Source organism: Waltera sp., from assembly GCF_046969025.1.
GTDB lineage: Bacteria > Bacillota > Clostridia > Lachnospirales > Lachnospiraceae > Acetatifactor > Acetatifactor acetigignens.
This window is the reverse complement of record NZ_JBKVQF010000017.1, coordinates 25,267-46,150: the sequence shown is the minus strand read 5'-3', so window position 1 is coordinate 46,150 and position 20,884 is coordinate 25,267. Positions and strand designations below refer to the sequence as shown.

19 protein-coding genes are annotated in these 20,884 nt (G+C 47.9%); all 19 read right to left on the bottom strand.

What is annotated here, in order from left to right; translation table 11 throughout:
- Nucleotides 1-85 precede the first annotated feature (85 nt).
- The 19 genes from ACLTOH_RS10435 to ACLTOH_RS10345 all read right to left on the bottom strand — a co-directional run bounded on the left by ACLTOH_RS10435 (nt 86) and on the right by ACLTOH_RS10345 (nt 20,863).
- Nucleotides 86-505 carry a hypothetical protein gene (locus ACLTOH_RS10435; protein WP_022312505.1) on the bottom strand — a complete coding sequence of 140 codons (420 nt, stop codon included), beginning with the start codon at nt 503-505 and terminating at the stop codon, nt 86-88.
- 88 nt (nt 506-593) lie between these two features.
- The gene (locus tag ACLTOH_RS10430) at nt 594-1,583 is read right to left on the bottom strand and encodes a D-alanyl-D-alanine carboxypeptidase family protein (protein ID WP_243026369.1); all 990 of its coding nucleotides are present in this window, start codon (nt 1,581-1,583) and stop codon (nt 594-596) included.
- Nucleotides 1,567-1,962: a methylglyoxal synthase gene (mgsA, locus tag ACLTOH_RS10425; protein WP_022312503.1), complete on the bottom strand. Its 396-nt coding sequence runs from the start codon at nt 1,960-1,962 to the stop codon at nt 1,567-1,569. The genes ACLTOH_RS10430 and mgsA overlap by 17 nt, the downstream gene beginning before the upstream one ends.
- 43 nt (nt 1,963-2,005) lie before the next feature.
- Nucleotides 2,006-3,112 (bottom strand): FtsW/RodA/SpoVE family cell cycle protein, encoded by a 1,107-nt coding sequence (locus tag ACLTOH_RS10420; RefSeq protein ID WP_117465653.1) that lies wholly within the window; start codon nt 3,110-3,112, stop codon nt 2,006-2,008.
- A 29-nt stretch (nt 3,113-3,141) separates the two neighbouring features.
- Entirely contained in the window at nt 3,142-3,423 is a 282-nt protein-coding gene (gene minE / locus ACLTOH_RS10415; RefSeq protein WP_022312501.1) for a cell division topological specificity factor MinE, read from the bottom strand.
- Nucleotides 3,424-3,435: 12 nt separating this feature from the next.
- Complete coding sequence (minD, locus tag ACLTOH_RS10410) at nt 3,436-4,257, bottom strand: septum site-determining protein MinD (RefSeq protein WP_022312500.1); 822 nt, start codon at nt 4,255-4,257, stop codon at nt 3,436-3,438.
- A 42-nt stretch (nt 4,258-4,299) separates the two neighbouring features.
- Nucleotides 4,300-4,971, bottom strand: coding sequence for a septum site-determining protein MinC (gene minC, locus ACLTOH_RS10405; RefSeq protein ID WP_022312499.1), 672 nt, complete (start codon nt 4,969-4,971; stop codon nt 4,300-4,302).
- An 85-nt stretch (nt 4,972-5,056) separates the two neighbouring features.
- Complete coding sequence (locus tag ACLTOH_RS10400) at nt 5,057-7,942, bottom strand: penicillin-binding transpeptidase domain-containing protein (RefSeq protein ID WP_412224095.1); 2,886 nt, start codon at nt 7,940-7,942, stop codon at nt 5,057-5,059.
- Nucleotides 7,932-8,471 (bottom strand): rod shape-determining protein MreD, encoded by a 540-nt coding sequence (gene mreD, locus ACLTOH_RS10395; protein ID WP_022312497.1) that lies wholly within the window; start codon nt 8,469-8,471, stop codon nt 7,932-7,934. Before mreD ends, ACLTOH_RS10400 begins: the two co-directional genes overlap by 11 nt.
- Nucleotides 8,461-9,348 carry a rod shape-determining protein MreC gene (gene mreC, locus ACLTOH_RS10390; RefSeq protein ID WP_022312496.1) on the bottom strand — a complete coding sequence of 296 codons (888 nt, stop codon included), beginning with the start codon at nt 9,346-9,348 and terminating at the stop codon, nt 8,461-8,463. The genes mreD and mreC overlap by 11 nt, the downstream gene beginning before the upstream one ends.
- A complete protein-coding gene (gene mreB / locus ACLTOH_RS10385) occupies nt 9,345-10,355 on the bottom strand; it encodes a rod shape-determining protein (protein ID WP_022312495.1) in 1,011 nt (336 codons plus the stop codon). Before mreB ends, mreC begins: the two co-directional genes overlap by 4 nt.
- Nucleotides 10,356-10,371: 16 nt before the next feature.
- Nucleotides 10,372-11,070: a RadC family protein gene (radC, locus tag ACLTOH_RS10380; RefSeq protein WP_022312494.1), complete on the bottom strand. Its 699-nt coding sequence runs from the start codon at nt 11,068-11,070 to the stop codon at nt 10,372-10,374.
- Between the two features lie 33 nt (nt 11,071-11,103).
- A complete protein-coding gene (locus ACLTOH_RS10375; RefSeq protein WP_022312493.1) occupies nt 11,104-11,343 on the bottom strand; it encodes a DUF4321 domain-containing protein in 240 nt (79 codons plus the stop codon).
- 168 nt (nt 11,344-11,511) lie between these two features.
- Nucleotides 11,512-12,819 (bottom strand): aminotransferase class I/II-fold pyridoxal phosphate-dependent enzyme, encoded by a 1,308-nt coding sequence (locus tag ACLTOH_RS10370; RefSeq protein WP_022312492.1) that lies wholly within the window; start codon nt 12,817-12,819, stop codon nt 11,512-11,514.
- Nucleotides 12,806-13,777, bottom strand: a complete 972-nt coding sequence (gene miaA / locus ACLTOH_RS10365) for a tRNA (adenosine(37)-N6)-dimethylallyltransferase MiaA (RefSeq protein ID WP_412224094.1) — start codon at nt 13,775-13,777, stop codon at nt 12,806-12,808. The genes ACLTOH_RS10370 and miaA overlap by 14 nt, the downstream gene beginning before the upstream one ends.
- A gap of 27 nt (nt 13,778-13,804) precedes the next feature.
- Nucleotides 13,805-14,281 carry an LURP-one-related/scramblase family protein gene (locus ACLTOH_RS10360; protein ID WP_412224093.1) on the bottom strand — a complete coding sequence of 159 codons (477 nt, stop codon included), beginning with the start codon at nt 14,279-14,281 and terminating at the stop codon, nt 13,805-13,807.
- Nucleotides 14,281-16,401, bottom strand: coding sequence for a DNA mismatch repair endonuclease MutL (gene mutL / locus ACLTOH_RS10355; protein WP_118503949.1), 2,121 nt, complete (start codon nt 16,399-16,401; stop codon nt 14,281-14,283). The genes ACLTOH_RS10360 and mutL overlap by 1 nt, the downstream gene beginning before the upstream one ends.
- Nucleotides 16,402-16,422: 21 nt before the next feature.
- Nucleotides 16,423-19,080 carry a DNA mismatch repair protein MutS gene (gene mutS / locus ACLTOH_RS10350; RefSeq protein WP_118503947.1) on the bottom strand — a complete coding sequence of 886 codons (2,658 nt, stop codon included), beginning with the start codon at nt 19,078-19,080 and terminating at the stop codon, nt 16,423-16,425.
- Between the two features lie 133 nt (nt 19,081-19,213).
- Nucleotides 19,214-20,863, bottom strand: a complete 1,650-nt coding sequence (locus ACLTOH_RS10345; RefSeq protein ID WP_412224091.1) for a SulP family inorganic anion transporter — start codon at nt 20,861-20,863, stop codon at nt 19,214-19,216.
- Between the last annotated feature and the right edge of the window lie 21 nt (nt 20,864-20,884).

The following is a 20,884-nucleotide window of genomic DNA, read 5'->3' as shown; positions in this document are numbered from 1 at the left end:
AAACCTCCTTTCCTCTCCCTTACGTTTGAGAAGCCCCGGTTGGCATCCGAGGCTTCTCATACGTGAAAATTATAATTCGTTCTTCTTACAAAGATACAATGATCTTATCCTTCACAGACTCCGGTAATTCGGATTCGTCCCTGGATACACTGAGGATAAAATCCACCTGGAAGAAATCACTCATTCTCTCCAGTTTTTCAACAACTGCGGAAATGTCTTTGTCTTCCAGTGCTGCGATTTTCAGAAAGCTGTCAAAATACATCTGCTCCAGATCATGATCCTGAGAAATGATACCGCATACGAATCCCAGAAATTCGCTTTCATTCTCGATCATATAACGGGAAACGTCGATCAGACGCACCTTGTTGTTCAGTTCATACATATGTTTCGTACTTTTGTCCAGATATACGATACTTCCCGCAATATCCTTTACCTCGCTGTTGACTTTGTCCAACAGCTGTTTTGTCTTGCCCTTGCCCTTTTTGCCTACAATCAACTGAACCATTGGTGTAACCCTCCTGTCGTAAAATTTATAGGAACTTCACGCAACCTATTTACTTTATTATAGTTTATAACCCCTCAAAAAACAACAGTTATTTATTGATTTGCTCCAGGAGTTGTACCATTTCCGGGTACAGCACATCACTGGCTGAGGAATTCAGAATTACCGATATATAAGGAGCTCCGCTTGTGTCTCTGGATAAAAGGATCAGACAATGTCCCGCCGCGTTGGTCGTACCTGTCTTGCCGCCGATGACTGTAATGTTCTCCGGTGCCTGAAAATCTCCCCGTAAAAAACGGTTTGTGCTGTTCACCGTAAGTTCCTTGGCTTTTCCGTCCTTGTCATAATATGCGGTTTGGTAGCTTGTCATGTGAATGATCTCATTAAAGGAATCATATTTGATTGCTTCATTAAAGATCAGATACAGGTCATAGGCTGAAGTATAATGATTGTCATCCGACAGACCATGAGGATTGGCAAAACTGGTATTTGTAGCCCCCAGTCTCTGTGCTTCCTCATTCATCATCTCCACAAAATGATCTACACTGCCGCCGATATTCTCCGCGATCAGCATTGCTGCGTCGTTGGCGGAATACATCAGCAGAATATGTAATGCCTGATCCAATGTCATGGTATCTCCGGCTTTTAATCCGCACAGCTGTGCACCGGATTCCGTGATCTTTACGCTATCCGTAGCTGTCAGCACAGTATCCGGTGACGCATTCTGTAATGCCACCAGTGCCGTCATTACCTTGGTCAGGCTGGCCGGATACAATCTTTCATGTGCATTTTTGGAATATAATACCTTTTTATTGTTTACGTCGAACAGTACAGCGGCCGAGGCCTGTGACATGTCTACGCTGCCATCCCCCGTCTGGTCCTCCGTCACCACACACAGATCCGCAGCAAAGGGCTCTGCCCTGCCCGCTCCGGTTCCTGCCAGCACATTGAAACTGCTGACACTGGAATTGACATCGTACGGAAATGTATACGCCACATTACCGCATCCGGTAAGCAGACTCATGCAGAGGATCAAGGACATGCAGAAGCAGATCCGACGAACTTTATTTGTACATTTCACGCCACTCTAAATCTCCTCTGTCTAAGGACTTAATCAACAGTTCCGCGCTGGCGAGATTCGTTGCCAACGGAATATTATGCATATCACACAAGCGCATTACATTGCTTACATCCGGCTCATGGGCCTTGGGTGCCAGTGGATCCCGCAAAAAGATCACCAGATCGATCTCGTTGTGTTCGATCTGTGCACCGATCTGCTGTTCTCCTCCCAGATGTCCAGCAAGATATTTGTGTATATTCAGGTTGGTGACCTCTTCGATCAGCCTGCCGGTAGTTCCTGTGGCATATAATTCATTTTTACTTAAAATTCCGCGATATGCAATGCAGAAATTCTGCATCAGTTTCTTTTTGGCATCATGTGCGATCAGTGCAATGTTCATATAGTCCATACCCCTTCTCTGTGTAATGTATGATTTCTTTTGTCTAGCTTCTCTTCGCCTGTAATCGTACGTTCAGTACAACACCCATTCCAATATACAGACTCATCAGCGAGGTCAGGCCATAGCTTACAAAAGGCAGCGGAAGTCCTGTATTCGGTAAAATAAACGTAGCCACTCCGATGTTCACAAAGCTCTGGAAAGCGATCAGTCCCCCCATTGACGCCGCTATGATCGTCCCCGCGGTATCTTTCGCCTTTCCCGCGATAGAAACGCACTCCATTGCCATCAGCATCAGCAGTATGATCACTACGATACTTCCCTTAAAACCAAACTCTTCACCGATAACAGCGAATATGAAATCGGTTTCCGCTTCAGACAGGAAATTGCCATTCTTTACCGATGTGATCTCATTGTTTTTATAGCCCTTGCCGTCCAGTTCTCCAGAGCCTATGGCCATTACAGAGTTCAACTGCTGGTAAGCCAGATCTGTGGAATATTCCTCAGGATTGACGAAGGCAAGGATACGATTTTTCTGGTAAGTCTCCAATATGGTACTGTCCGGCTGCATTGCCAGAGATACCAGTATGATCACTGCAGGAATTGCCACCGCCAATGCTCCGAAGATCAGCTTATAACTGATGCCTCCGGCATACAGGATCACGCAGAAAATAAAGATCAGCACAAGGCTGGTAGACAGCGCCGGCTGTTCCTTTACCATGATCCAGGGAACACCCATAAGTACCGCAATCGATGCGATCACAGGGAAAGTATTCAGCTTCTCCTTATATTTCATAATAAACTGTGCAAAGAATAAAATCAATAAAATTTTTGCAAGTTCTGAAGGTTGAAATTGCAGTCCACCGATCTTAAGCCACCTCTGGGCTCCGTTGCCTTCTTCACCCATCAGGATTACCAGTCCGAGCAGTACCAGATTGCCTATGTACATCAGCCAGTAAAGCTTCAGGATCACGGAATAATTAAAAAAAGAAAGGGCGATCATGATAACAAGCCCCGCAACTACACCCGCCATCTGTTTGGTCTGCTGGGCAGGTTCCGCACTGCCGATGGTTATGATGCCGATGATGGACAGTGCAAGTATCAGTATGATCAGTTTAAAGTCATAATCCCGTAATCTATAATTCTTAAACATCCGTTTGACCTTTCTGTTTTTTATGCTCCTTATGGCATTTTCGCAGTCTTCTGTAAATCAATAATGGGAATATTGGCAATCAGGCTGGGGCTCTTATTCCGTCCGCCCTTACTGCCCTTTGCCTGTATCTCGATTTCCATATGATCCGTATCGATCCGCATATATTTCGAAATCACTTTTGTAATATCCGCCTTGATCAGTTCCATCATCTCCGGAGAACAGTTCACCCGGTCCGATATCAGCAGGATTTTCAGACGGTCCTTTGCCACCTGGCAGGAACTTTTCCTGCGAAAAAAATGTTTCATATTCATCCCGTCCCCTTCCTATGCTTTCCGAAAAATACCGGTTACTTTTGTCCAAAAAGATACTCCTTTTTCGAAATCCAGGAACGGAATTTCTTTTCCCAGCACACGATCCACCACATTGCGGTAAGCCTTACCCGCCGGTGTATCGCTTCCGACTAATGGTTCTCCCTGATTGGTGGCGATGACTACATTCTCATCATCCGGAACGATTCCGATGAGCGGTACCGCCAGAATATCCACCACATCATCCGCAGACATCATATCTCCGCGCTTTACCATATCCATGCGCAGTCTGTTGATGATCAGATCCATCTGTTTGAAGCCGTTGGCCTCCAGCAGTCCGATAATACGATCTGCATCTCTGATGGCCGAGACCTCCGGTGTTGTTACCACCAGTGCCCTGTCGGCCCCGGCAATAGCATTCTGGAAGCCCTGTTCAATTCCCGCCGGGCAGTCCAGAATGATGTAATCAAATTGTTCTCTCAAGTGGTCGATCACCTTCACCATCTGTCCCGGGGTGACTGCCGATTTATCTCTGGTCTGTGCCGACGGCATCAGATACAGACCCGGATGTCTCTTGTCCCGGATCAGTGCCTGTTTGATTCTGCAGTTCCCTTCGACCACATCTACCAGATTGTAAACGATACGGTTCTCCAGTCCCATGACCACGTCAAGGTTACGCAGACCGATATCCGTATCGATCAGGCAGACTTTGCTGCCCGCTTTTGCAAGACCTGTTCCAACGTTTGCGGATGTAGTGGTCTTACCTACACCGCCTTTTCCTGAAGTGACGACAATGACTTCGGAGCTTTTCTTCTCCGTGGAAACGTTTTGTTCCATTTTGGATTCCTCCTGTTTGATTTTGTCGTCCCCTGGATTCTTTTAAAAAGTACCCAGTAATTCTTTTGTAAGGGGATCAAATACGATCTTCCCGTTCTTCAGGTGTGCAATTTTCGGTTGTACTTTGGGACGAATGCCCCATTTCGACTGTTTCGCATTGGTTTTATATTTGAAATCGCCGATTTTTAATCTTTCCGGCTCCATTTCAAGCGCTACAATATAACAATCTTCTCTGCCAGATCCGCCCGCATAAGCTTCCCCGTACAGTCCTCCCAGAATGATGATGTTGCCTGCGGAGATCACCGCACTGCCCGGGTAGACATCCCCCAGGACCACGATGCTGTTCTCGGTTTCTATGACTTCCCGGTTTTTGAGGGTTCCCTTGTAGAACTGCCCCTCGTCCCCGGTGGAAAGCTTTTTCTCCATATGCTGCAGAGCTTTGATAAAGTTCTTGTTCGTGGTCTCATCATGGCCCACGATACAGGCGATCCTCACATTGCTGTTCTTCCGGATGGTATCCAGAATGCGGATTTCTTCCACTTCGGTCACCTCCCGTCCCTCCATGGATAATGCCATGGTGGACGTACCGAAGAAGTTTTTCGCCTCTGTGAATTTCACCGCCAGTTCCTGCAGGATTTCTTCCAGGGAAGCATCCTCCCTCATCAGAAGAGTGATCCCGCTCTGATAGCTTTTGATCAATACTGCATCTTTCATTTTCTTATACCTGTCTTTTTATTTTCTTAATATCCGAAGTCCCACATTTGGCATTCATCTGTCTGTGTTATCTGACTCCGGATAGTTACATCTCATTGGATACTGCATTGTCGAGAGTATCCGCAGTACCTGTGATCAGATCATCCTCTTCCGCCAGTCCGTAATAATACTTGATAATATCTCTGGTGAACTGGGCTGCATAGTCTGAAGAATATCCGAAAGGTATTCTTGTGGCAATGGCGATCTCCGGATTCTCATACGGCGCATAGCAGATAAAAAGCGCATGGTTTGGTCGGGAAGCTGTCTGCTCTGCCGTACCGGTCTTACCTGCGGCATTTACCGCCAGATCACTAAAGTACTTTTTATTTTCCACCACCTGACGCATTCCCAGATGGAACGCATCCCAGTATTCCTGCGGCAGGTCAATCTGGTTTCTCACTTCTGCATAGTACTCTTTCAACAGATTGCCCTGGGAATCTGTTGTCTTATCCAACAGGGTCAGATTATAGCAGGTCCCACTGTTGGCAATGGTAGTGACATATCTGGCCAGTCCAACGGTAGTGTAGCTGTTGCTGCCCTGTCCGATGGCAGAACGTACCGGATCCTTGGTGGATACATCCGGTGCATATTCTCCGATCTCCACTCCCGATTTATCTGTCAGTCCATACAGATCCGCATATTTGCTCAGGGTATCCAGACCCGCTTCCTCATTATAGCTTCCGGTTCTGGTAGCCAGCTGGTAGCCCACATTGTAGAAGAAGTAGTTACAGGAATCCTTGATGGCAGATGTCACATTTTCATAGCCATGTCCGGAAATTTTCCAGCATCTGGGGGATGGTGTGATCTCGGTAAAAGTACCGACACAGTTCACGCGGCTCTGAAGATTAATCACATTCTCCAGAAGTCCCGCTGTAGCGGATACAATCTTGAACGTGGAACCGGGTGCTGCCTTATACTGGGTGGCAAAATTCAGCTGTGGGCTGGACTTGTCCGCATTCAGCTGCGCATAATACTCCGCATCCACGGTATTCGCCATTTTGTTATTGTCATATCCCGGATAAGACACCATAGCCAGCACATCTCCCGTATTGACATCCGTAATGACTACAGAGGCATTGCAGGGATCCAGTGCCAGTTGGGCCGGTGTGATCTCCAGATTATTGATCCGGTTCATCATAAACTGATATGCCGACAATTTACCGGAATACAGTGCTTCTTCATCCTCAGCCGGGATGTCCACCGCCTGCTGTTCACACAGGAGCATACAGATCTGTTTCCCGGTGATCTTGTCATTTAAAAGCATATACTTGTAGAAACGTTTCTGGAACTCCGTGGTATGGTCGATGGCATTAATGGTGTACTCCAACAGTTTGTCATAAACTTCTGTAGAATCCGAATATTTGTCATTCAGATCCAGCTTGCTGACATCGATCCAGTTCATGGCGATGCAATACTGCAGATACTCCTTTAAGGAGATCACTTCCTCCTTCGCCCAGGCCGTCTGCGTAGCATCGTTATCATCCACCAGTTCCTTCATGATCACGCCTTCCTCCCGAAGGAGGCTTACGATATTACTCTGATAAACCTGATATTCCTTGGAAAGCTTGCTATAGGGAGTTGCCCCTTCTGTAAGTTCGTAAGTCAGTCTGTCGTAAACACCCTGCTTATACTCCAGATAAGCGGCATAGACTGCCTTTTCCGTCTCTCCGGCATCTTCTGCCTCGAAATGTTTTCTGTCCAGGATATTGTTGTTGATCATGGCAAAATACACGTCATAGATCGGGATCTTAATGGACGAGCTTTTGGCATTCTCCGGCAGATTGAATTCTTTGGCGTTGATGATCTTGCTTGCCACCAGACCGGCCAGCTTCTGTTCGATGATATTATATACCGCCTCCGTAAGATCCTTATCGATGGTCAGGTAGACATCCGCTCCCGGCTGTGCCTCTTTCCGCTCTAAAATAGTGATCACCTTACCGGTATTGTTCACCACCACTTTTTCACTGCCCTTGGTACCCTGCAGGGTAGTCTCCATATATGCCTCAATACCACTCTTACCTACCACATCATTGATGGTATAGGTATCCTCCAGGCCGCCTTCCGTCACCACCTGGTCATTTAACTCTGCCAGTTCATCGGAAGAGATTTTGCCGGTATATCCCAGCACATGGGCGAAATATTTGCTGTCTATGTAGTGGCGCACCGTATCCTCTACGATGGACACACCGTCCAGCTGGTCGGAATTCTCCATGATCACCGCCACTGTCTCCGCACTGACATTGGTAGCCACAGTGGTTCCCACATATTTCCGGAAGGAGGTCAGATTCATGGCATACCGGATGGTTACCATCTGCAGCCACTCCTCTTTGGTATAACCCTTCCCCGGCACGAAGGGGGTCTTGGTGTTCTCGGGATCTTCGTACTGACCGATAGCAAAGCCCTTGGCACGGCTTAAGTACTCTATCAGTTCCTGGGCTGTCATGGCTTTTTCTTCTTCACTAAGCTCGTCTATGGTTCTGTATCCAAGCACATCCGCCTGAAAACGAAGCAGCGCCGTGCCATCCACGGAATAGGCATAATCGCCGTCTTCATCAATAATGATCTTAAAATCCGTGATCACACTGTCACCGTTTTTCTCGATCAGCTTTATCAGCCGATAGACAACGTCATTGACCTTTTCGTTCTTATTCCGGCTGGACTCAAACACATCCTCGATCTTCACAGAATAAGCCAGTTCATTTTCCGCCAGTACATTGCCGTTCCTGTCCAGGATCCGTCCTCTGGTACTGGATATATCCCTGGTCTTCTCGATCTGAAGGATAAAGTCGTTCAGATACTCTTCTCCGTTTACGATCTGCAGGTTGAAACAGCGGTAAAGCAGAACACCGGCAAAAAAAGCAAACAGTATCATAAGTACTGTCAGTCTGCTGGTCACAATATTAATAATGTGATCTCTAATTTCACGAAACAAATTTCTGTGCGCTCCTTTTTTCCTTCTCCTCCAGTTTCTGATTAATCTTCAGGATCAGAGGATACAAAATAATCGTAACAACGATGGTGTAAAGTGCCTCCGGCAGGATCACACTTGTAAAATAATACGGGAAATGAAAACGCCCTCTCAAAAGAAACATCAGAATGTAACAAATCAATCCATAAGAAATGTCGCTGACAATAATAAGCGCCAACGGCAGCTTGATATCCTCCGGATAAAAGATCCGGCTGAATTTCCCGTTAACAAAGCCTATGTACATCATGACCATGGCATAAAATCCCAGGAAACTTCCGAAAAAAATATCACATAAAAGCCCGCAGGAAAATCCGATCAGCAGTCCCTCCTTCTCCCCTCTCATAAATCCGAAGGAAGAAGTCAGAATGATCATCAGATTGGGAATGATTCCGCCCATTGCCAGGCTGTTAAATACACTGCACTGCAAGACAAAAAATAAAAGGATCAGAAGAACCACTACAATCTTGCGCAGGAAGCTGCTGTTATTCTCCATCTGCGCCTCCTCCCGGAACCTGCTGTTTCTTGTCCGTGATCACCAGCACCTCACTCAGATGCTCGAAATCCACCACCGGAGTCAGGTATCCGGATTTCGTCAGATTGTTGGTATCTTTATTGATGGTACTGATATAGCCGATCAGGATATTGGGAAGATATTTATCACTGATATCGGATGTAACTACCTTATCTCCCTCTGCCACTGCATCCTGGCTGTCCACCAGCTTGCTGAAAGGAATCACTCCCTGGGCCATCATCTGCAGATCTCCGGATACGATCAGATTGTCACCCGTGGCAAGTGTCATACCGCTGACATTAGAATTGTCGGAAATAATGGAAGTCACCCGGGACCAGTTCGGTCCTACGGACGTAATGCGTCCCACCAGACCGCCTCCGGCGATCACATTCATATCATCCGCCAGCCCATCATTAGAGCCTTTGTCAATGACAAAAGAAGAATACCAGTTGCCAGAATCTCTGCTGATGATCCGGGCACCGATCTTATTGTAGTCCCCGTATTCTTCATCAAGCTCCAGCAACCCTCTCAGTTCATTCAGTTCATATTTGTCCTGCTGCAGCAGAGTGTTCTCTTCCGTCAAGGAAGCCACCTGCTCCTTCAGGGCACTGTTCTCCGCTAAAAGCGTCCGGATCTGCACCAGTTCATCGGAACGATTTGCCAGCCATTCTCCGGCCTTGGCGATCCCCTGTTCAAAGGGTACGATCACATATCCCACCACTCTGTTGAACGGTCGGTTAAATACATTGGTTCCAAAGGTCACCAGCATCATGATGGTGCAGAGGATAGTTAAAATAAAAAGGAGATATTTACTCGGTAAAGTAAACCTCTCCCCTTTTCTTTTTACGACTGGGCTCATTTACTCATCCCTTCAATTGCATAAGCTACCGTTTTATAGTTATCATCCTTGATGATCTTGGCAAGTCCTGTTGCCACGCTGGTCAGCGGATTCTCAGCCACATTCACATGCAGTCCGGTACCGGTTGCCAGTCTCTCTGCCAGATGACTTACCTGGGATGCTCCTCCGGTCAGATAAATACCGTGACGGTAAATATCCGCTGCCAGTTCAGGGGGTGTTCTCTCCAGTATCACCTTTACATTATCAATAATGGTATTAAAGTGCTCTTCCAGAGACTCGTCCACCATTCTTGTGGGAATCTCACGCTCCACCGGCAGACCGGTGACAATGTCTCTGCCGTATACTACAGCACCCTTTCCTTCTTCTTCCAGTTCCTTCAGGGCAATCTTCACATTCTCCGCCGTCTTGCCACCGATGATCAGAGAGAATTCTCTTCTGACTGCCGCACGGATGGCATCATCAAATTTCATGCCGCCCACCTTGATCAGACGGCTCAGTACGATACCGCCCAGTGACAGGATGGAGATTTCCGTGGTCTCATAGCCGACATTCACCACCAGGACGCCCTGGGAATTTTTTACATCGATATCCAGACCCAGACCGTCTGCCACGGCCTTCTCCACTACCATGATCTTCTTGGCCTTTACGTTAGCTCCTTTGATCAGATCATAGAATGCTCTTTTTTCCACCTCGGTAACATCCGTAGGCACTGCAATGAAGAAATCAGAAGGCTTGGTATTGCCCTTCTGCAGATCACCGATAAAATACTTTACCAGCGTCTCCATATTTTTGATATCCGCGATCACACCATTGGAAAGCGGATAAGAAATATGAATATTGCTGGGAGCTTTCTCATACATTTCAAATGCAGAGTTACCATAAGCAAATAAAGTATTCTTATTCTCGATGGCAATCATATTTTTTTCGATCATGATATTGTCATCATTGCGGTTATAGATCTTTATATTGTTGGTACCAAGGTCGATACCAAATGCATTGTTTGCCACTGTCGTTATCCCTTTCTTATATCAAAAATTTTTGCTCTCTGAAGCTAGTATACCTGTTATCGCCAATAATAATGTGGTCTAACAGCGGAATGTCCATCTGGTTTCCCACCTTTGCCACATTTTCCGTCAGCTCCCTGTCGGATCTGCTGGGAGTGGGATCTCCGCTGGGATGATTGTGCACGAGGATAAGACTGACTGCCTTGTCCTTTAACGCCTCCAAAAATATCTCTCTGGGAGAGATCAGTGCCATATTGACGCTGCCGTCCGACAATTTCTTCTCACGGATCAGCTGTCCTTTGGCATCCAGACAGAGCAGATACACACATTCGGTATCCCTGTGTCTGAGCTTTTCCATAAAATATTCCGCCACATGATCCGCTCTGGTGAAGCAGATCCCCTCTCTGGCTTTGGCCCGGCTCATCCTGTTGGACAGTTCGGCGATGCATTTTAGTTTCACCGCTTTCACCATGCCGATGCCCCGGATCTCCATCAGTTCTTCCACACTCACATCATGCAGACCCAGCAGTCCTTCTCTCGGATAGGTGGCCAGTGCCAGTACCTTCTCAGCCAGCGCCACCGCGGAATCCTCCTTCGTCCCGGTTCGCAGAATCACCGCAAGCAATTCCGCCTCCGTAAGATTCTCCGGTCCGAACTGCAGAAATCTCTCATAGGGAAGTCCCCGGTCTGTATTTACCTGTACATTCTTCTCGGGCATAAGTCTCCTTCTGCCTGCTCCGACGTATGCTGCCTAACGGATGAAACGGTATACCACGAACGCTATGATCACACCGATCACACTGGCGATCGTGATGTTAAACTCCAGCCCGAAAGTCAGAATAATGAAACCGAGATTCAGTTCCACTGGACTGCTGAGGCCGAAATTCTGTCCGTAATTCAGAAAAGTACCGTCGAAATAAGTCCCTATAAATCTGCCGATCACAAATCCGATCAGTACCAGGACGATCAAAACCCAATTAATTCTCTTCAAGGTAGTTCCTCTTCTTTCTTCTGTGTACTCTCCATGGCTGAACAGTCTCCCCGTGAGCCTGTCTTCCATACGTCTTTTTATACTATCACAAAAAGCTTCTTCTGTACACAAATTTAGTAGATTTTATTTTGCGCTTTTTCTACAGGATTCGTATTTTTCAATGTAGTTCTACATTGCTTTCCGGATCTGTTCTTCCGTCACAAGACCTTTTTGTACCAGTACCTGCAGGGATTTCAGAATACCGAATTTGGCATGCTGCCAGGTCAGTCCGCCCTGGAAATACACTGCATACGGAGGCTTGATGGGGCCGTCCGCAGACAGCTCAATGGAGGAACCGGAAACAAATGCTCCCGCTGCCATAATGACCTGTGCATCATATCCCGGCATATCCCAGGGTTCCGGTGTCACATGACTGTCTACCGGTGCCGCCGCCTGAATTCCCTGGCAGAAGCCGATAACCCCCTCAGGCTGACCGAAGGTCACTGCCTGAATGATATCGTGTCGGCTCTCACTGCCGTTCGGTACTACCGCAAAACCTAATTTTTCATAGACATTGGCTGCAAAGATCGCACCCTTCAGTGCTCCCGCCGTCACCGTGGGAGCCAGGAAAAATCCCTGATAAAAATCTTTCAAAATGCCAAGGGAAGCGCCGACTTCCTTGCCCAGCCCCGGAGAGGTCAGACGGTATGCCGCATTTTCCACACATTCTTTCTTTCCAGCAATATATCCGCCGATAGGAGCCAGTCCGCCTCCGGGGTTCTTGATGAGAGATCCTACGATCATATCCGCACCCACGTCGGAAGGTTCTATGGTCTCCACGAATTCTCCGTAGCAGTTATCCACCATGCAGATCACGTCCGGCTTAATACCTTTAATGAAGGCGATCAGTTCGCCGATCCGCTGTACGGACAGGGTGGGTCTGGTCTGGTAGCCCTTGGATCGCTGAATCGTTACCAGATGAGTTTTCTCATTGATATTCTCACGGATTTTATCGTAATCAAAGCTTCCGTCCGGCAGCAGATCCACCTGGCGATAAGTCACACCGTATTCTGCCAACGATCCCTTCGACGGGCGGATACCGATGACTTCTTCCAGCGTATCATAGGGTTTGCCTACCGGGGACAACAGTTCGTCTCCAGGTCTTAAATTGCTCATCAGAGCCAATGCCAGTGCATGCGTGCCGCAGGTGATCTGAGGGCGCACCAGTGCATCCTCCGTATGGAAAGTCGCTGCATAGACAGCCTCCAGGGTATCTCTTCCAAGATCGTTGTAGCCGTAACCGGTAGTGCCCAACAGGCAGGCCTCACTGACCTGATGCTGCTGCATGGCATTTACCACCTTTAACTGATTGTATTCCGCGTTACTATCCACTTCATCAAAGCGGTCTCTTAAACTTTTCTCAATGGTGCAGCCGTAATCATATACGGTCTTGCTGATTCCCATAGACAGGTAGATCTCTTCATTACTGCTTCTCATAAATCTCTTTTTCTCCTAATTCTCTGATCATGTATTCCAATATTTTCTCTTCGTTATAATCAAACCGGCCCTTGTCGATCCAGGTGACTTCACTCTCTCTGCGAAACCATGTCAGCTGTCTCTTGGCAAAATGCCTGGTATCCCGTTTCAAGGTATAGACCGCATCTTCCAGGCTGCATTCTCCATCCAGATATTCCAGAATCTCCTTGTAGCCCAGTCCCTGCATGGACGTCATGCCCTTACGGCATCCCATATCCTTCAGTTGTCTTACCTCATCCACCAGACCCTGTGACATCATTTCATCGATTCTGTCCTCGATCCGTGCATACAGCTTTTCCCGGTCGTCCGTCAGCACAAAATAGCTGAAATTATAGGGACTTGTCCGTTCTTTTTCCCTCTCGTTGTGTACAGAGATCGGTTCTCCTGTCAGTTCATAATATTCTAAAGCACGGATGGTTCTCTTGATATTATTGGCATGAATATTCTCCGCCGATACGGGATCGACCTTCTTCAGCATCTCATGCAGACTCTCCGGTCCCTGTTCTTCTGCCAGAAGTTCCAGTTTTTTTCGATATTCGGTGTTCTCTTCGTTTTCCGTAAAATCAATGCCCCGAAGCACCGCCTGAATGTAAAATCCAGTGCCTCCCACCAGAATAGGGATATGGCTCCTGTCATATATCTGCTCCATACATTCCAGACAATGTTTCTGGAACACTACTACATTGAATTCTTCCCAGGGCTCCAGAATATCGATCAGATGATGGGGCACCCCCTCCATCTCCTCCTGACGGATCTTGGCAGAACCGATATCCATATGTTTATATACCTGCATGGAATCTGCCGACAGGATTTCTCCGTTTATGGCTTTTGCCAGCGCGATGGACAGTTTTGTCTTTCCCACCGCTGTCGGCCCGGTCAGGACCACCAGTGGTTTCTTTTTATTCTGTATTACCGACATTATTTTTTCCTTACTCTTTTTATCCTGCTATCCGTTGTTCTGGGTACAGTTTGCTGCATCGATGGCGATGACCAGCATCAGACCCTCCAGTTCATCCTGTGGATCGGAGAAATTAATAGTATACGTATCTCCCCAGTGAAACAGTTCTTTAGAGATATGGATGATACTGCTGCATCCATTGTATACATCATAATCCCATCCCAGAAAATCTCCCTCCACGCACCAGCCGTTATAGTCGATCTCATATCTGGGCTTGAAAAAAGAAAACTGTTTGCGGATTTCACCACGAACCCGGCCACCGATCTCGATTTCAAAGGCCGGAAGAAAGGTAAGCAGCCGCTGTCTGATCACTCCCAGTTCATGGTTATTTCTGTCGTATACATGCAGCTGGTGTCCCAGGGAGAAAAACTCCGCTTTTACAAAATATTTTGGATTTTCATTTTCATCATAGACATCATAGGAATCTGTCCAGGAAAACACTCTCTGTTTGATCAGTAAACGCATTATACTATCCTCTTAAATTTCTTCTCCAGATCTGTCTCCGTCATGGTAATAATAGTGGGTCTGCCGTGGGGACAGTTGTAGGGATTATCCAGGGTCAGAAGTTCGTCGATCAATTTCTCCGCCTCCTGAAAGCTCAGACGGTTATTGCCTTTGACCGCCGCCTTGCAGGACATGGATGCAATCTTTTCCTCAATGACCTGAAAACTTCCGCGATTGCCGGTCTCCTGGGACAGTTCATCCAGCACTGCCAAGAACAGTTCCCTCTCACTGCATCCGTAGAGATCCACTGGCACACTACGGAGGGCATATTCGTTGCCTCCGAAAGCATCAATCTCAAATCCCAGCTGTGCAAAAGCATCCTCATAGGTGTGCAGAATGCTTTCCTCCTGCCCTGTCAGGCTGACAATAATCGCCGGCATCAGACGTTGGGACACCACACTCTTTTCATAAAACTGTTTCATCAGGCGTTCATATTTTACCTTTTCATGAGCCGCATGCTGGTCAATGATGAACAATTTGTCTTCAAACTGGATCAGCCAGTAAGTATCAAAGACCTGACCGATAATCCGGTAACGGCTGCGATTCTGCATGGACAACAGTTTTTCCTCGAACAGATTCAACTGCTGGGTATTTTTGATCTCCGGTTCCGGGGCGGCAGCTGCATCCTGCGACGATGCCGTGGGCTGTCCGGAAGCAGTTGTTGTGGCCATCTGTTCCTGTACCGGGTTCTTCCTGTCTTCCGGCGGCACTGCCTCCACGAAGAAATCATCTTCCTGCGGTACGGCTGTGGTGCTGACTGCTTTGGAAACTTCTGGTGTATTACCGTACAGGACGGCCTGCGTTTTTTTCACCGTCACAGTTCCTGCAACACCCACTGTGGAGTTCTCTATTAGCTCCGGCTTGCGGATACTGGTCTGTACCCCGGCATGATTTTCCTGCCAGACAGGTTTCTGTATAAATTCTCTCCGGTCCCTGGAAGCCGCTTCATATTTTGCTGCCTCCATGACACGATAGCTTTCTTCTCTCTTTTTTTCAAATACTTCCGGTGTGTGTTCTTTCCAGGAAGCTCTTCTCTCTTCCTGTTCTTTCTTCTGGATTGCCTTTTCATCCTCCAGAGAAGCATCCGGGATCATCTCCCGGTTCCGCAAAGTGATGGCGATCTTCTCACTGAGCATTCTGGCAAATGCCATGCCGTCAGAGAACCGCACATCCATTTTGGAAGGATGTACGTTCACATCCACCGTCTCCGTATCCATGGTGATATGCAGTACGCACAGTGGAAACTTATGCTGCATCAGATACTGCTTGTAGCCTTCCTCGATAGCCTTGGCGATCACACCGCTGCGGATAAAACGACCGTTGATAAAATAGATCTCGAAGTTACGATTGGAACGCACCAGTACCGGTTTGCCCAGATATCCTTCGACTTTGATGCCGTTCTCTTCGATCTGGATAGGCACCAGCTCTGCGGCGATCTCCCTGCCGTAGATCCGGTAAATTACCTCCCGCAGGTCACCGTTTCCGGAGGTATGGAATCTGGTCTGGTTTCCCAGTACGAATTTAAACGAAATATCCGGTCTCGACAACGCCAGATGTTCCATCAGATCCGTGATATAACTGCCCTCTGTGGCAGGCTGTTTTAAGAACTTCCGGCGTACCGGCGTATTAAAAAACAGGTTCCGCATGAGGAACGTTGTGCCGTCCGGTGCACCGATTTCATCAATGGATTGCTCCCGCGCCCCTTCCAGTACCATGCGGGTACCCGTGAGATTTTCCTTTCGCTTGGTAATGATCTCCACCCGGGAAACTGCCGCGATACTGGATAAAGCCTCACCACGGAATCCCAGACTCGCAATATGGTTCAGATCATCCGCATCCTCTATTTTACTGGTGGCATGGCGCAGGAACGCGGTAGGAAGCTGATCTCTCTCGATACCGCAGCCGTTATCCGTCACGCGGATGAATTCAATGCCGCCTTCCTTTGCCTCCACCGTGATTGCTGTAGATCCGGCATCAATGGCATTCTCCACCAGTTCCTTTACCACACTGGCTGGTCTCTCCACCACCTCACCGGCAGCGATCCTGTCGATCGTCCGGGAGTCCAGTACATGTATTCCCATAAATCTCCTCCCTTATGCTTTCTAGCCGTTCCAGCGGTTCTTTAACTTATTCTGCAGGCGGTACAAAGTATTCAGTGCATCCAGCGGTGTCAGAGTCGTTACTTCGATCTCCATCAGTTCCTTCAGCACATCCTCGTCCGTCACCGTATCAAACAGAGACATCTGTGCCAGATCCACTTCATCATATTTTGGCTGTTTTTTTGCTTTCCCCTCGCCCTTATTATCAATGGCGATACTCTGCACCTTTTCGGTGATATCATTGTCGGACAGCTGTTCCACGATCTCTTTTGCACGGTCAATGACCATATCCGGCACACCGGCCAGTTTGGCCACCTGGATACCGTAGCTCTTGTCTGCACCGCCCTTTACGATCTTACGCAGGAATACAATATCGTCTCCGCATTCCTTGACTGCGATGCAGTAGTTGTTGACATTGTTCATTTTGCCTTCCAGCTCGGTCAGCTCATGATAATGGGTGGCAAACAGTGTCTTCGCTCCCAAAAGCTTTCGATTACTGATATGTTCGATCACTGCCCAGGCAATGCTCAGGCCATCAAAGGTGGACGTGCCTCTTCCGATCTCATCCAGGATCAGGAGACTTTTGGATGTGGCATTCCGTAAAATATTCGCCACCTCATTCATCTCCACCATGAACGTGGACTGCCCGCTGGCCAGGTCATCCGACGCACCCACACGGGTAAAGATTCTGTCTACAATGCCGATGTTGGCACTTCTGGCAGGCACGAAACAACCGATCTGTGCCATCAGCACGATCAGTGCCGTCTGACGCATATATGTGGATTTTCCCGCCATATTCGGACCGGTGATGATGCTGATACAATGACTTCCATTATCCAGATAGGTGTCGTTGGCAATGAACATGTCATTAGTGATCATCTGTTCCACCACAGGATGTCTGCCATCCTTGATATCAATGACACCTTTTTCATTTAACTTCGGGCGTACATAGTGATTGCGCTCAGACACCAGGGACAGGGATGCATAAACATCCAGCTTTGCAAGCGCCTTGGCAGTATTCTGGATACGTACCAGTTCCTGTGCGATGGTATCCCGGATTCTGCAGAAAATATCATACTCCAGTGTCTGAAGCTTGTCCTCCGCATTTAAGATCGTATCTTCCAGTTCTTTTAATCTCGGTGTGGTATACCGCTCCGCATTGGCAAGGGTCTGCTTGCGGATATAATCCTCCGGCACCAGATCCTTGTAGGAATTGGTCACCTCAAAGAAGTAGCCGAACACATTATTTTTTTTGATTTTGAGATTCTTGATCCCGGTACGTTCTCTGTCCTCTTCTTCCAGCTGGACCAGCCATTGTTTGCCGTCATGTTTGGCTGCACGCAGATGATCTATAGTCTCATCGAACTGATCCTTGATCATTCCGCCTTCACGAATAGATATGGGCGGTTCCTCAACGATCGCCTCGTCAATCAGCTGATAAATGTCCTCCAGTCCATCGATTTCTTCCCGGATGGCTGCCAGCTCCTCTTTCTGGAAGCCCGCCAACACCGTCTTGATAGGCGGCAGCATCTGCAGAGAGTTACGAAAAGCGATCAGATCTCTGGGGTTTGCCGTCTTATAAGTTACTTTGCTGAGCAGTCGTTCCAGATCGTAAACCGGATTCAGGTACTCTCTGATCTCGTCCCGGGAGATGGAATCCTGATTCAGTTCCTGGATTGCATCCAGACGTTTCTCCATTTCTTCCTTATCAATCAGAGGCTGCTCAATATAGTTTCGCAGCAATCTGCCGCCCATGGCCGTCTTCGTCTTGTCCAGTACCCACAACAGAGACCCTCTCTTCTGCTTTTCCCGCAGTGTCTCTGTCAGTTCCAGATTTCTTCTGGTGGAACTGTCCAACAGCATGTATTTGCTGGTAAGATAGGGAGAAATATGAGTAAAATGTTCCAGATCCGTCTTCTGGGTATCATATAAATATTGCAGTAATGCTCCTGCTGCCAGAATTCCTGTAGGAAATTCCTCAACACCGAGGCCGATCAGAGTATTCACCTTAAAATGTCTCATAAGGATCCGCCGGCAGCCGTCATCATCGAACATGTGAGACTCCAGTGAGCTGACCGACATATGTAACCGGGACTTCAAGTCCTCCACATCATATCCGCTGACCAGAAAGGCCTCATTGCAGATGATCTCCGAGGGCTCATATTTCATCAGTTCGTCCTTCAGTTTCCGCAGGTCTTCTACCTCTGTCACATAATAATCTCCGGTAGTGACATCCGCTGCGGAAATGCCGATTCCATCCGAGGTATAGGCAATGCACATCAGGTAATTGTTCTTGCTGGCTTCCAACGACTGGACATCCAGGTTGGTCCCCGGGGTCACCACACGGATAACCTCTCTCTTCACCAGTCCCTTTGCCAGCTTTGGGTCCTCCACCTGTTCGCAGATGGCTACTTTATAGCCCCTGCTGACCAGTCTGGCCAGATATGTCTCCACCGCATGATAGGGAATGCCACACATAGGAGCACGTTCCTCCAGTCCACAGCTTTTTCCGGTCAGTGCAATTTCCAGCTCTTTGGATGCTACTATAGCATCGTCAAAGAACATTTCATAAAAGTCTCCCAGGCGATAAAAAAGGATGCAGTCCTTATACTGCTCCTTGGTCTCCATATATTTTTGCATCATTGGTGTCAATTCAGCCATGATTTTCTCCTGTTCTGTAAAAGAATACACGACAAAGCGGACACGCAAAAGCTTGCGTATCCGCATCTATCTTAGCACAAAATATTGAGGTTGTAAATTAAAGAACCCGTCCACAAATGATAGTTTTTGCCCCTTATCCCAACCGTGCGGCGCGCTCCAGTGCATCATCAATATGTGCACACACATTCTCTCTGCCGACCTTGTCCAGAAAACCGCTCTTCTCCATGACGTGCATGGGCTGTTCCCCTACATGGGACAGAATGATCTGGATATTTTTCTTCTTGCAGTCTGTATATAGCTGTTCCAGATTATGCATAGCTGTGGCATCGATAGCGCTCACGCTGCGCATACGCAGTACCAGACAATTCATCTTCTCATCCAGCGTGATCTTGAGGATCTTGTCCGCTGCGCCGAAGAACAGAGGGCCGCTGACCTCATAAACCATAGTGTTGTGCGGTACGACTCTTAAGGACAGGCTGTCCGCATCATCCTCATCGTCCACATATTTCCAGCCTTCCACTTCCGTCACATCGCTCATACGTTTCATGAACAGAATGGCTGCCAGCAGGATACCTACCTCAATGGCTACCACCAGATCAAACACAACGGTCAGTACAAACGTGGTCACCAGAACGATGATATCGCTCTTGGGTGCAGTCTTGCAGAGTCCTACGAACTTCCGCCAGTCACACATATTGTATGCCACCATGAACAGGATCGCTGCGATGGTAGGCATGGGGATCAGTGCCGCATAAGGCATCAGCACCACCAGTATTAACAGCAGTGTCACAGAATGTACCATACCTGCAATGGGGGTACGTCCGCCGTTTTTCACGTTGGCTGCGGTTCTGGCAATGGCTCCGGTAGCCGGAATTCCTCCGAACAATGCGGAAGTAATGTTGCCGGCACCCTGGGCGATCAATTCCATGTTGGAGCGGTGTCTACTATTCACCATGCTGTCTGCCACCACACAGGAAAGCAGAGACTCGATAGCCGCCAGAATAGCGATGGTGAAAGCATCCGGCAGGACATTCTGTACGGTCTTCAGGCTGAAGGACGGCAGAGAAATTGTCGGGAGCTTATTGGAGATCTCATACAGATCTCCGATGGTGTTTACATTCATATTAAGCAGTGCTACCATGGCACTTCCCACCAGTACTGCAATCAGTGAAGGGGGAATCTTCTTGCAGAAGCCCGGCAGATACTGCCATACGATCAGGATCAGCAGACTGATCACACCCACCAGAAGGGCCTGCAGATTGGTGGTGGATATAAACTGAAATACCGCTTTTAATTTGTCCATGGTCTCGACCAGCGGCTCTTCACTGACAATGGTCAGTCCCAGGAAGTCCTTGATCTGTCCGATCAGAATTGTCACGGCAATACCTGAGGTAAAGCCCGTGGTAATGGTATAAGGGATGAACTTGATCAGATTACCCAATCGGAATAATCCCATCAGTATCAGGATCACACCCGCTAACAATGTCGCGATGATCAGACCGTCCATGCCGTTCTTCGCCACAATACCGGCTACGATAGTGGCAAATGCCGCAGTAGGACCTGCGATCTGTACGCGGCTGCCACCCAGGAAAGAGATCACAAAGCCTGCGGTGATTGCTGTATAGATACCCTTTTCCGGTGTTACTCCGGAAGCCAGTGCCAGTGCAATGGATAAGGGCAGGGCAATGATCGCCACGATGATACCTGCGATCACATCTTTTACAAACTGTTCTTTCGTGTAGCTTTTCATCACGGAGAAAAGCTTCGGTTTCAATTTTTCCATAACATTCTCCTCAATATAATC

Coding starts and splice junctions, on each gene's coding strand:
- mreD (WP_022312497.1), bottom strand. CDS start 8,471: ATGGAGAATAACAGCAGCTTCCTGCGCAAGATTGTAGTGGTTCTTCTG.
- mutL (WP_118503949.1), bottom strand. CDS start 16,401: ATGGGAATACATGTACTGGACTCCCGGACGATCGACAGGATCGCTGCC.
- minC (WP_022312499.1), bottom strand. CDS start 4,971: ATGAAAGATGCAGTATTGATCAAAAGCTATCAGAGCGGGATCACTCTT.
- ACLTOH_RS10435 (WP_022312505.1), bottom strand. CDS start 505: ATGGTTCAGTTGATTGTAGGCAAAAAGGGCAAGGGCAAGACAAAACAG.
- miaA (WP_412224094.1), bottom strand. CDS start 13,777: ATGTCGGTAATACAGAATAAAAAGAAACCACTGGTGGTCCTGACCGGG.
- ACLTOH_RS10360 (WP_412224093.1), bottom strand. CDS start 14,281: ATGCGTTTACTGATCAAACAGAGAGTGTTTTCCTGGACAGATTCCTAT.
- ACLTOH_RS10345 (WP_412224091.1), bottom strand. CDS start 20,863: ATGGAAAAATTGAAACCGAAGCTTTTCTCCGTGATGAAAAGCTACACG.
- mreC (WP_022312496.1), bottom strand. CDS start 9,348: ATGAGCCCAGTCGTAAAAAGAAAAGGGGAGAGGTTTACTTTACCGAGT.
- minD (WP_022312500.1), bottom strand. CDS start 4,257: ATGGAACAAAACGTTTCCACGGAGAAGAAAAGCTCCGAAGTCATTGTC.
- ACLTOH_RS10420 (WP_117465653.1), bottom strand. CDS start 3,112: ATGTTTAAGAATTATAGATTACGGGATTATGACTTTAAACTGATCATA.
- mutS (WP_118503947.1), bottom strand. CDS start 19,080: ATGGCTGAATTGACACCAATGATGCAAAAATATATGGAGACCAAGGAG.
- radC (WP_022312494.1), bottom strand. CDS start 11,070: ATGCCCGAGAAGAATGTACAGGTAAATACAGACCGGGGACTTCCCTAT.
- mgsA (WP_022312503.1), bottom strand. CDS start 1,962: ATGAACATTGCACTGATCGCACATGATGCCAAAAAGAAACTGATGCAG.
- minE (WP_022312501.1), bottom strand. CDS start 3,423: ATGAATATGAAACATTTTTTTCGCAGGAAAAGTTCCTGCCAGGTGGCA.
- ACLTOH_RS10370 (WP_022312492.1), bottom strand. CDS start 12,819: ATGAGAAGCAGTAATGAAGAGATCTACCTGTCTATGGGAATCAGCAAG.